Genomic DNA, 10,641 nt, shown 5'->3' on the forward strand with positions numbered 1-10,641 from the left:
AGCTCACTTCATGGCGTTGCCGACCCTACGCATCATCGGTTTCATCATCGGCATCTTCCTGATCACCCTTGCGATCGCCATGGTCGTGCCCATGGCCACCCTGGTGATTTTCGAACGGACCAGCGACCTGCCCTCGTTCCTCTGGGCCAGCCTGATCACCTTTGTCGCCGGGCTCGCCCTGGTGATTCCCGGGCGTCCCGAACACGTGCACCTGCGTCCGCGAGACATGTACCTGCTCACGGTCAGCAGTTGGGTGGTGGTATGCGTATTCGCCGCGCTGCCGTTCCTGCTGACCCAGCACATCAGCTACACCGACTCGTTTTTCGAAAGCATGTCCGGCATCACCGCCACCGGTTCCACGGTGCTGAGCGGCCTGGACACCCTGTCCCCTGGCATTCTGATGTGGCGCTCGCTGCTGCACTGGCTCGGCGGCATCGGCTTTATCGGCATGGCGGTGGCGATCCTGCCGCTGCTGCGCATCGGTGGCATGCGCCTGTTCCAGACCGAATCCTCGGACCGCTCGGAGAAGGTCATGCCCCGCTCGCACATGGTGGCGCGGCTGATCGTGGCGGCCTACGTCGGCATCACCATCCTCGGTAGCCTGGCGTTCTGGTGGGCCGGCATGGGCCTGTTCGATGCGATCAACCATGCGATGTCGGCGATTTCCACCGGTGGGTTCTCCACCTCGGACGAGTCCCTGGCGCACTGGAAACAACCGGCGGTGCACTGGGTGGCGGTGGTGGTGATGATCCTCGGCAGCTTGCCGTTTACCCTGTACGTGGCCACCTTGCGGGGTAATCGCAAGGCATTGATCAAGGATCAGCAAGTACAGGGCTTGCTCGGTTTGTTGCTGGTGACCTGGCTGGTGCTCGGCACCTGGTACTGGTGGACCACCAACCTGCATTGGCTGGATGCCCTGCGCCATGTGGCGTTGAACGTCACGTCGGTAGTGACCACCACCGGTTTTGCACTGGGGGACTACAGCCTGTGGGGCAATTTCTCACTGATGCTGTTTTTCTACCTGGGCTTCATCGGTGGCTGTTCCGGCTCCACGGCGGGCGGGATCAAGATTTTCCGCTTCCAGGTCGCCTATATCCTGCTCAAGGCCAACTTGAACCAGCTGATTCACCCGCGCGCGGTAATCAAGCAGAAGTACAACGGCCACCGCCTCGACGAAGAGATCGTGCGTTCGATCCTGACCTTTTCGTTTTTCTTCGCCATCACCATCTGCGCCATCGCCCTGGCCTTGTCGCTGCTGGGCCTGGACTGGATGACCGCACTCACCGGCGCCGCCAGCACCGTGTCCGGTGTCGGCCCGGGCCTGGGGGAAACCATTGGCCCGGCCGGCAACTTCGCCAGCCTGCCGGATGCGGCCAAGTGGATCCTGTCCCTGGGCATGCTGCTGGGCCGGCTGGAAATCATCACAGTCTTTGTTCTGTGCATTCCGGCGTTCTGGCGTCACTGACCGTCGACGCGTCCTGCAGTCGCGCCCGGTATTCGCCGGGCGTGGCATCGAACCAGCGGCGAAACGCGCGAAAGAAGTTGCTCGGGTCGGCAAAGCCCAGCAGGTAGGCGATCTCTAACAGGGTCATGCTCGGCTGCGCCAGGTACTGCTCGGCCAGTTCGCGGCGGGTGTCGTCGAGCAGGGTCTGGAAACTCGTGCCTTCTTCCTGCAGGCGCCGCTGCAAGGTGCGCTGGGACAGGTGCAGGGTCTGGGCCACCACTTCGCGCTTGGGCTCGCCCTGGGGCAGCAGTCGGCACAGCACCTGCCGCGCCTTGTGGGTCACGCGGCTTTCGGAGAACCGCGCCAGGTATTCACCGGCAAATCGATCGTGCAACAGCGCCATGGCCTCGTTGGCCGTGGGCAGCGGCGCGTCCATGTCGGCGCGCTCAAAGATCAGCGCGTCATACTGCGCATTGAACTCCAGCGGGGCATGGAACGCTTGTTTATAGGGGGCCAGGTCCCCCGGCTGATCGCCCTGCAACAGCACTTTGCGGGGTTGCAGGGTCCGCCCGGTGAGCCAGCCGCACAGCGCCAACGCACAGGCCAGGGAGGCTTCGGCGCTTTGTCGGGTCGGCGGAAGATGATCGCCATGCACCGTCAGAATCAGCGCATAGCCTTCAGGTAATAGTCGGAAACTCAAATCGGCACTTTCGGCGATGATCCGCTGGTAACGCACCAGGCGCATAAAGCCCTCGGCCAGGGTGTTGCTGGACATCAAGGCGTAACCGGCCACATGAAACGACGCCGGGCGCACCACCTTGCCCATGTTCAGGCCAATCGCCGGGTTACCCGACAGCTCGACCGCGCGCTGCCACAGGCGAGTCATGGAGTCTTGCGGGAACCGTGCATCGGGGTCACTCAGGGCGGCGTAGTCCAGGCCCAGTTGCTTGAACAAGGCGCGGCAATCCAGGCCGTCCATTTCCAGTGCCTTGACTATCCCCATCGCCCAGCTTGCAGAAGTTGTTCGTTCGCTCATGGCGTCTTCTTAATAAAGCAGGCTCAAAATGGCAGCCAGGAAAGCCAAGGATACTAAAGTGGCATCTATTGTCACTGGCTGTTACCACTGATCACTCTAGACTCAAATAAGCTCCCCGCCGAACATCTGTTCGGCGGCACAACAATCAAAGGGCCGGCTGCAGTGGAAAACCTCAAGCGATTCAATAGCTTTGCCGAGTTTTACCCCTATTACCTGACCGAGCACGGCAACAGCACCTGCCGGCGCCTGCACTTTATCGGCACTACCCTGGTGATCGGCATCCTGGCCTATGCCATCGGCCGAGGTTCACTGGGGCTGTTATTGGCCGTGCCGATTGCCGGCTACAGTTTTGCCTGGATCGGGCACTTCTTCTTCGAAAAGAACCGTCCGGCGACCTTCCAGCACCCGTTCTACAGCTTGCTGGGGGATTTTGTGATGTACCGCGACATGATCCTCGGCAAGGTGCCGTTCTGAGCGATGTGACCTCTTGTCACTTGCGTAAAAACGATAAAAGGTTCGTACACCCGGCGATATAAAAGTCTTTTTGTCATTTACAGTGCTGTATCCTGCCAAGGCTTTTTGAGAGCGCGGAATCACCTGCGATTGAAAAAACAGACTTTGCGAGGAGCGACGACGATGCACGAGATACCTAATCTCCCCTTCCCAAGCCTGCACGAAACTGAGCAGCCAACACCGCAGCAGGCCAGCGCGAAGCAGCCTGAGGCCAAAGAAGCAAAACCAGTCGACAGCAAGAGCCAGGACTGACGCCGTACCAGACCGTGTGGAAAGCGTACCTTTGAACGCTTTCCACACTGCCTGAATCACCCCCGAGGTACCCGCCATGACAGACACCCTCCCGGACACCGCCGTACTCGACACCGCCCTGCAGATGGTCGACGTGTGGAACCGCCTCAGCGCGGACAAACAAGCCTTGCTGCTCAAGCGCTTCGGCACCCAGGAAAACGCCCTGGCCGCCCTGGTCACCACCCAGTTACTCGCCCCCCTTCAAGCCTGACGTCTTTTTGATCTGACGTTTTTGCGTTTTACCGCCCTGCGCACGCCCAAGCCCCGGTATCATTAGCAGCCTATCTTTACCTGCTGCGACAGTGGACCTCTCCCATGCCAGATACCCAGCGCCCCCTGGCGGTAACGCTGCAAGTTGTTTCCATCGTGTTGTTCACCTTTATCGGCTACCTGAATATCGGCATTCCCCTGGCCGTGTTGCCGGGCTATGTCCACAGTGAACTGGGCTACGGGGCGGTGATCGCCGGCCTGGTGATCAGCGTGCAGTACCTGGCCACGCTGCTGAGCCGCCCGTATGCAGGCAAAATCATCGATAACCTGGGCAGCAAGCGGGCGGTGCTGATCGGCCTGGTGGGGTGCGGCGCGAGTGGCGTGTTCATGTTGCTTGCGGCGTGGTTTTCAAGCGTGCCGGCCGTCAGCCTGGCCAGCCTGCTCATTGGTCGATTGATACTGGGCAGCGCAGAAAGCCTGGTGGGCTCAGGTGCCATCGGCTGGGGCATCGGCCGGGTGGGCGCGGCCAATACCGCCAAGGTCATTTCGTGGAACGGCATCGCCAGTTACGGCGCGCTGGCGGTCGGTGCGCCGTTGGGTGTGCTGCTGGTGCGGAATTTCGGACTGTGGAGCATGGGTGTCAGCATTATCCTGCTGGCGGTCGTCGGCGTGCTGCTGGCCTGGAACAAAGTGGCCGCCCCCATCGTCGCCGGCGTGCGCCTGCCGTTCATGAACGTACTGGGCCGAGTCCTGCCCCACGGCTGCGCGCTGGCCCTGGGCTCCATCGGCTTTGGCACCATCGCCACCTTTATCACCCTGTATTACACCACCCAGCACTGGGATAACGCGGTGTGGGCATTGAGCCTGTTCGGCGCCAGCTTTATCGGTGCGCGCCTGCTGTTCGGCAACTTGATCAACCGTATCGGCGGCTTTCGCGTAGCGATCGCCTGCCTGTCGGTGGAGATCCTCGGCCTGCTGCTGTTGTGGCTGGCGCCGGATGCCAACCTGGCCCTGGCCGGCGCGGCGTTGAGCGGTTTCGGCTTCTCCCTGGTGTTTCCGGCGCTGGGGGTGGAGGCGGTCAACCTGGTGCCCGCATCCAGCCGTGGTTCGGCGGTGGGCGCCTATTCGCTGTTTATCGACCTGTCGCTGGGCATTACCGGGCCGCTGGCCGGGGCCGTGGCGGCAGGTTTCGGTTTTGCGTCGATCTTCCTGTTCGCCGCCCTCGCCGCCCTCGGTGGGCTGCTGCTGAGTGTCTACCTGTACCGGCAAGCACCCAAGGCCCGCGAAGCGCGCGATGCCTAGAAGTCGACCTTGCCGCGCCCGGCCTTGATGCTGCCGCGCTTGGTCTTGGATTCCAGGCGCCGCTTTTTCGAGCCCAGGGTGGGCTTGGTCGGGCGGCGCTTCTTCTCGACCTTGGTGGCACTGAGGATCAGCTCCACCAGGCGCTCCAGCGCGTCGGCGCGGTTCTGTTCCTGGGTCCGGTACTGCTGGGCCTTGAGCACCAGCACGCCTTCGCTGGTGATACGGCTGTCACGCAGTGCCAGCAGTCGCTCCTTGTAGAACGCCGGCAGCGACGACGCCGGAATATCAAACCGCAGGTGCACCGCGCTCGACACCTTGTTGACGTTCTGCCCGCCGGCGCCCTGGGCGCGGATGGCGGTCAGCTCGATTTCGGCATCGGGCAGGTGCACGTTGTTGGAAATAACCAGCATCACTCAATAAACCCTAGGCAACAGACACACCCAATCAGGACAACAGCCTCAACAACAAGGACGCATGACAATGAAAAGACTATTGATCACTTTGCTCGGCACCTTATCACTCATTCAAACGTCACTGTCCTTTGCAGATAACGCCAATGGCAAAAACCTCTATTCACAGCGCTGCGCCATGTGCCACGGGCCGGACCTCAAGGCAACGGGGCCGTTGGCCAATAAAAGCAACCCGCCTACACCTGACCTGACAACCCCAGCCTTCAAAAAACGGCTGGCGGCTTACCCGGGCGTTATTGTGTCGTCGGTCATACTTCGCCCGAATGGAGACCTGATCCCAAAAACGCTGCGCGAGAATGGGGTGAAGGTCGCGCCGCATGCCTGGAACGTTAAGGACTTTCGCGACTTGAATGAATACATGAGCGGTGTGATTTCAAAAAGTTGACGGCTTCAAACCGCAAAAAACCCCGCGCCCTATGCAGGATGCGGGGTTTTCCAGGTAGGCGCCTGTTTACTTCAACGCTGCACTCGCGGTGCTCAACGCCGCTTCAGCACTGCGCTTGTTCTTGATCCAATAACACACAGCCATAAACGCCACCCACAGCGGGATCGCGTACACCGACACCTGGATTCCCGGAATCATCAGCATGATCACCAGGATAAACACCACGAACGCCAGGCACACATAGTTGCCATACGGGTACCACAGCGCCTTGAACAGCGGCACCTGGCCGGTGCGGTTCATGTGCTGGCGGAACTTGAAGTGGGAGAAGCTGATCATCGCCCAGTTGATCACCAGCGTGGCCACCACCAGGGACATCAGCAATTCCAGCGCATGTTGCGGGATGAAGTAGTTCATCAACACCGCCACCAGCGTGACCGCCGCCGACGCGAGGATCGAACGCACCGGCACGCCGCGCTTGTCGATCTTGGCCAGCGCCTTGGGCGCATCACCCTGCTCAGCCATGCCCAGCAGCATGCGGCTGTTGCAGTAGGTGCCGCTGTTGTACACCGACAACGCCGCCGTCAACACCACGAAGTTGAGGATATGCGCGGCGGTGTTGCTGCCCAGCATGGAGAACACCTGCACGAACGGGCTGCCACTGTAGGCATCGCCGGAGGCGTTGAGGGTGGCCAGCAGGCTGTCCCATGGTGTCAGCGACAGCAATACCACCAGGGCGCCGATGTAGAAGATCAGGATGCGGTAGATCACCTGGTTGATCGCCTTGGGGATCACGGTGCGTGGCTGGTCGGCTTCGGCGGCGGTAAAGCCGAGCATTTCCAGGCCGCCGAAGGAGAACATGATGATCGCCATGGCCATCACCAAGCCGCTGACGCCATGGGGGAAGAAGCCGCCGTGTTCCCACAGGTTGCTCACCGAGGCTTGCGGGCCGCCGCTGCCGCTGACCAGCAGGTAGCTGCCCAGGGCGATCATGCCGACGATGGCCACCACCTTGATGATGGCGAACCAGAACTCCGCTTCACCAAAGACTTTGACGTTGGCCAGGTTGATCAGGTTGATCAGCACGAAGAACGCCGCCGCCGACACCCAGGTCGGGATCTCCGGCCACCAGTAGTGCACGTATTTGCCGACGGCTGTCAGCTCGGACATGCCCACCAGGATGTACAGGATCCAGCAGTTCCAGCCCGACAGGAAGCCGGCGAAACCGCCCCAGTACTTGTGGGCAAAGTGGCTGAAGGAACCGGCGACCGGCTCTTCGACGATCATTTCGCCGAGCTGGCGCATGATCATGAAGGCAATGAAGCCGCAGATGGCATAACCCAGGATCATCGACGGGCCGGCGGATTTGAGCACGCCGGCCGAGCCCAGGAACAGGCCGGTGCCGATGGCGCCACCAAGGGCGATCAACTGGATATGCCGATTTTTCAGGCCGCGTTTCAGCTCGCCTGAAGAGGAATGGGGTTCACTCATGAAAAGGGTCTCACGCAAGGTTTGATGATGTTGAATGCAGGTTGCTGCCTTGAATTACCGACTCAAGCAGCGCCGCTCAAACCCCAGCGCAGGCACCAGGAGTACAGCGTCTTTCTAATGGTCATGCGTCACCTGTTTGTTTTTATCTGTGACGAAATCGAACCCGCCGGGCTCGTGGCCAGGCGGAGTGATCAGGGTGGGTAAACCCTGAGGTCTTGGCCTTTTGCGTGGTTACGCAAGGGGGTCACAGTAAAACGCGGCGCATTGTACACCGCTCGACAGCTTCAAGCCGTACCCGCAGCGCACGTGCGACGATCTGTCAGGTATTCCTTACAGCGGTAAATAGGCCAATCATGCCGCGAGCTACACGTAAATTAATCGTTACAGCCTGGAAAATCGGCGTTACAGCTGTAAGTTTTTGAAAAAATGGCGGTAAGAAAATTCATCACCATTAGCGACGCCAGCTCACTGTATTTGCTGAAGAAAAAAAGCCGGCGAAAAAACAGAAGAAAAAATCCAAATGAGACCGTGTCAATAAATTTTTTGCATTACCAAACACTCTCACCTAGGTTCTTTCACTTGCCCAGCGAAGCCCGCTGGCAAGCCGTTCTCAAACAACGTCCTCTAGGAGATACACCATGCAAGCACTGGAAAACGACCTGGAAACCGAACTGCAACTCGACGATTGGTTTGAAGCGCCGACCCACGAGGCCGCCGTTGAAATGATGCAAGCCGATGCCGTGGTGCCATTTGGCACGGCGATGTGGCCTTTCTGACACCCGGCACGTATTCGGCAGGTGCTGTGCACGGCACCTGCCTCCTTACCCAAGGCACACAAGGACATACGTCATGGACAAGGCCCGCGCCGTTGAACACTTTCTCTACTACCTTGCACACCATCCGGCCCTCGGCGGCCTGAACTGCCCCACCGTGCTGCTGGGCCACACCGAGCGCTACGACGCCATCGCCCAGGCGATCGCCCAGAGCAGCGCTGCCCGTTTCAACTTCCAGGTGCAGCGCCTGGACCTGGCCGACAGCGACAGCCTGGCGCAGGCCATCGAAGCCTGCGACCTGTACCTGTTCCTCTACGATTCCTCCACCCTGCCCAACCCGCGCGCCGAAGGCCCGGACTTTATCCGTGCCCTGCAAGGCGTGATGGCCGAACACTGGAAGAAATCCCTGCTGTTCAAGGATTACGGCGACTATTTCTACGACACCTTCAGCGTCGAGCCGCAGCGCATCGCCGACCTCAACGCCACGCTGATCCGGCGCATGTCCCAAGCCGCTGTGCTGAGTTTTACCGACAAACACGGCTCACGCCTGCAGGCGCCCATGAGCAGCATCAAGAAGTGGACCAATATCAACGGCATCGGCAACCACGACCTGGCCCCCGGCGAAATCGCCACCCACAGCGAAGCCATCAATGGCCAGGTGCGGTTTGTCGGCACCTTTCTCAGCACCATCCCCTTCGCACGCAAGTACGGCGTGCTGCAGTCACCACTGGAACTGTGGATCGAAAACTCGACCATCTGCAGCGTGGCCAGTGACGTGCCGGGGCTGGCCGACGACTTCAATAAATACCTGAATGCCAACCCGTCCAATCGCCGGGTGGAGGAACTGGGGATTGGCACCAATGAAGGGGTGAAGGACCTGTACGCGCGCAATGCCGGGTTCGAGGAGCGCCATTGCGGCTTGCACCTGGGCTTGGGTGGCGGGCAGAAAGGCAGCCATCACCTGGACCTGATCTTTGCCAGTGGGGTGTTGGCGCTGGATGACAAACCGGTGTTTGACGGCACCTTCGCGTTCTGAACACCGAACTTGAAAATGATGGAGAACCAACTGTGGGAGCAAGCCCCATCCCACATGTTTTACCTGTATTCCAAGGCAAAAAAAAACGCCAACCCTAGGGTTGGCGTTTGTGTGCAGCGGTTACATCACTGCGGCTTCTTGCGACCGAAGCCTGGACGCTGACCCGAACCGGCCGGTGCGCCACGGCGCTTGCCCGATGGCTCGTCCGCCACCAGCTTCAGGCCTGGGCGCTTTTTCGGCGCTGGCTTGGCCGGGCGCTTGGTGTTGGCGCTGTCGGCTGGGTGATCGGATGCCGGAGCACCGCGACCGGCGTCACCACGGTTGCTGCGACCACCGCTTGGCGCGTCACCACGACCGGCTGGGCGTGGGGTGCGTGGCGCACGTTCGCCTTCCTGGCGCGATGGCGCAGTGGGGCGACGCTCGCCTTCGATATGCGGTTGACGCGAGATACGCCCGCCGGTCGCCGGTGCATCCAGCGCCGGGCGCAGGGTGCGGGCAACACGTTCGGTGCGGGCCACGGGGCGCGACGATTTACGCTGCATACGATCGAGCTTGTCTTTGCTCTTGGCGTTCATCTGCGGCATGGCGACCGGCGTCAGGCCGACTTCGGCGCTGAGGATGTCGACTTCGTACTGGCTCATTTCGCGCCAGCGGCCCATCGGCAGGTCGGAGTTGAGAAACACCGGGCCAAAACGCACGCGCTTCAGGCGGCTGACCACCAGGCCCTGGGATTCCCACAGGCGACGCACTTCACGGTTACGGCCTTCCATCACCACGCAGTGGTACCAGTGGTTGAAACCTTCACCGCCCGGCGCCTGCTTGATGTCGGTGAACTTGGCCGGGCCGTCTTCCAGCACCACGCCGGCCTTGAGGCGTTCGATCATCTCGTCATCGACTTCACCACGCACACGCACGGCGTATTCGCGGTCCATCTCGTAGGACGGGTGCATCAGGCGGTTGGCCAGTTCACCGTCGGTGGTGAACATCAGCAAGCCGGTGGTGTTGATGTCGAGACGACCGATGTTGATCCAACGGCCTTCCTTGGGCTTGGGCATCTTGTCGAACACGGTCGGACGGCCTTCCGGGTCGTCACGGGTGCAGATCTCGCCATCGGGCTTGTTGTACATGATCACGCGGCGCACCGATTCGGCGGCCTCTTCACGCTTGATGACCTTGCCATCAATGGTGATTGCATCGTGCAGGTCGACGCGCTGGCCAAGGGTGGCCTCGACGCCGTTGACCTTGATGCGCTTCTGGGTGATCCAGGCTTCGACGTCGCGGCGCGAGCCCACGCCGATACGCGCCAGCACCTTTTGCAGCTTTTCGCCTGCAGGGCCGATTTCCTGGCTGTCGTTCTGGTCTTTGTCGTTCATCTTAAGCACCTCCCGGTGGGTCGATTCAGGCGTGGCCTGAAGAGTGTTGAAAGCGGGGCTTTGGCCGAATAGGTCGGCAAAGGGTCGCGAATCATACGCCCATGGCGCGCATTGCGCATCAGAGACTAGTCGATAAGCACCAGGTCATTGGTTTTTCCGCCGACCGGCGATGCCCAGGGCACCACTGAACCCTTGTGGGAGGGGGCTTGCCCCGGTACAAACCGGGGACATCGTTTACATTTCTAACCGGGGACATGGTTTACAGGCTAATACGCATGATCAGGAGGTAACTGATCATGCCCTGGAACCAAGAGTCCCCC

Annotated in this window: 11 protein-coding genes; 7 read left to right on the forward strand and 4 right to left on the reverse strand. The window is 60.7% G+C overall.

Features of this window, described 5'->3' with window-relative positions:
* Positions 1 to 10: 10 nt before the first annotated feature.
* Complete coding sequence (locus J1N02_RS07015) at positions 11 to 1,465, forward strand: TrkH family potassium uptake protein (protein ID WP_027605582.1); 1,455 nt, start codon at positions 11 to 13, stop codon at positions 1,463 to 1,465.
* Here J1N02_RS07015 and J1N02_RS07020 read toward each other — a convergent pair.
* Complete coding sequence (locus tag J1N02_RS07020) at positions 1,422 to 2,480, reverse strand: AraC family transcriptional regulator (protein WP_421147242.1); 1,059 nt, start codon at positions 2,478 to 2,480, stop codon at positions 1,422 to 1,424. The two genes, J1N02_RS07015 and J1N02_RS07020, sit on opposite strands and share 44 nt — an antisense overlap.
* Before the next feature lie 162 nt (positions 2,481 to 2,642).
* On the opposite strand from J1N02_RS07020, the gene J1N02_RS07025 reads away from it, so the two are divergent.
* The 3 genes from J1N02_RS07025 (at position 2,643) to J1N02_RS07035 (ending at position 4,796) form a co-directional block, all read left to right on the forward strand.
* Positions 2,643 to 2,954 (forward strand): DUF962 domain-containing protein, encoded by a 312-nt coding sequence (locus J1N02_RS07025; protein WP_027605580.1) that lies wholly within the window; start codon positions 2,643 to 2,645, stop codon positions 2,952 to 2,954.
* 367 nt (positions 2,955 to 3,321) lie between these two features.
* Positions 3,322 to 3,495 carry a hypothetical protein gene (locus J1N02_RS07030; RefSeq protein ID WP_162844272.1) on the forward strand — a complete coding sequence of 58 codons (174 nt, stop codon included), beginning with the start codon at positions 3,322 to 3,324 and terminating at the stop codon, positions 3,493 to 3,495.
* Between the two features lie 104 nt (positions 3,496 to 3,599).
* Complete coding sequence (locus J1N02_RS07035; protein WP_027605579.1) at positions 3,600 to 4,796, forward strand: MFS transporter; 1,197 nt, start codon at positions 3,600 to 3,602, stop codon at positions 4,794 to 4,796.
* Here the strand turns inward: J1N02_RS07035 and arfB are convergent.
* Positions 4,793 to 5,206: an alternative ribosome rescue aminoacyl-tRNA hydrolase ArfB gene (gene arfB, locus J1N02_RS07040; protein WP_017139168.1), complete on the reverse strand. Its 414-nt coding sequence runs from the start codon at positions 5,204 to 5,206 to the stop codon at positions 4,793 to 4,795. The genes J1N02_RS07035 and arfB overlap by 4 nt on opposite strands.
* Positions 5,207 to 5,276: 70 nt before the next feature.
* Between arfB and J1N02_RS07045 the strand changes: the two genes are divergently transcribed.
* Positions 5,277 to 5,651, forward strand: coding sequence for a cytochrome c (locus J1N02_RS07045; RefSeq protein ID WP_027605578.1), 375 nt, complete (start codon positions 5,277 to 5,279; stop codon positions 5,649 to 5,651).
* A 66-nt stretch (positions 5,652 to 5,717) separates the two neighbouring features.
* Here J1N02_RS07045 and J1N02_RS07050 read toward each other — a convergent pair whose 3' ends face one another.
* Positions 5,718 to 7,139 (reverse strand): amino acid permease, encoded by a 1,422-nt coding sequence (locus J1N02_RS07050; RefSeq protein ID WP_027605577.1) that lies wholly within the window; start codon positions 7,137 to 7,139, stop codon positions 5,718 to 5,720.
* A 638-nt stretch (positions 7,140 to 7,777) separates the two neighbouring features.
* On the opposite strand from J1N02_RS07050, the gene J1N02_RS07055 reads away from it, so the two are divergent.
* A complete protein-coding gene (locus tag J1N02_RS07055) occupies positions 7,778 to 7,915 on the forward strand; it encodes a hypothetical protein (RefSeq protein WP_003175756.1) in 138 nt (45 codons plus the stop codon).
* 73 nt (positions 7,916 to 7,988) lie between these two features.
* Positions 7,989 to 8,948, forward strand: coding sequence for a hypothetical protein (locus J1N02_RS07060; protein ID WP_027605575.1), 960 nt, complete (start codon positions 7,989 to 7,991; stop codon positions 8,946 to 8,948).
* Positions 8,949 to 9,073: 125 nt separating this feature from the next.
* Here J1N02_RS07060 and rluB read toward each other — a convergent pair whose 3' ends face one another.
* Positions 9,074 to 10,321, reverse strand: coding sequence for a 23S rRNA pseudouridine(2605) synthase RluB (gene rluB, locus J1N02_RS07065; protein ID WP_027605574.1), 1,248 nt, complete (start codon positions 10,319 to 10,321; stop codon positions 9,074 to 9,076).
* Between the last annotated feature and the right edge of the window lie 320 nt (positions 10,322 to 10,641).

The organism is Pseudomonas sp. NFX5 (assembly GCF_049132125.1).
Classification (GTDB): domain Bacteria; phylum Pseudomonadota; class Gammaproteobacteria; order Pseudomonadales; family Pseudomonadaceae; genus Aquipseudomonas; species Aquipseudomonas marginalis.

Excerpts from the sequence above, each read along its gene's own strand:
- J1N02_RS07015 (WP_027605582.1), top strand. The coding sequence starts at position 11 with ATGGCGTTGCCGACCCTACGCATCATCGGTTTCATCATCGGCATCTTC.
- J1N02_RS07020 (WP_421147242.1), bottom strand. The coding sequence starts at position 2,480 with ATGAGCGAACGAACAACTTCTGCAAGCTGGGCGATGGGGATAGTCAAG.
- J1N02_RS07030 (WP_162844272.1), top strand. The coding sequence starts at position 3,322 with ATGACAGACACCCTCCCGGACACCGCCGTACTCGACACCGCCCTGCAG.
- J1N02_RS07035 (WP_027605579.1), top strand. The coding sequence starts at position 3,600 with ATGCCAGATACCCAGCGCCCCCTGGCGGTAACGCTGCAAGTTGTTTCC.
- arfB (WP_017139168.1), bottom strand. The coding sequence starts at position 5,206 with ATGCTGGTTATTTCCAACAACGTGCACCTGCCCGATGCCGAAATCGAG.
- J1N02_RS07045 (WP_027605578.1), top strand. The coding sequence starts at position 5,277 with ATGAAAAGACTATTGATCACTTTGCTCGGCACCTTATCACTCATTCAA.
- J1N02_RS07050 (WP_027605577.1), bottom strand. The coding sequence starts at position 7,139 with ATGAGTGAACCCCATTCCTCTTCAGGCGAGCTGAAACGCGGCCTGAAA.
- J1N02_RS07055 (WP_003175756.1), top strand. The coding sequence starts at position 7,778 with ATGCAAGCACTGGAAAACGACCTGGAAACCGAACTGCAACTCGACGAT.
- J1N02_RS07060 (WP_027605575.1), top strand. The coding sequence starts at position 7,989 with ATGGACAAGGCCCGCGCCGTTGAACACTTTCTCTACTACCTTGCACAC.
- rluB (WP_027605574.1), bottom strand. The coding sequence starts at position 10,321 with ATGAACGACAAAGACCAGAACGACAGCCAGGAAATCGGCCCTGCAGGC.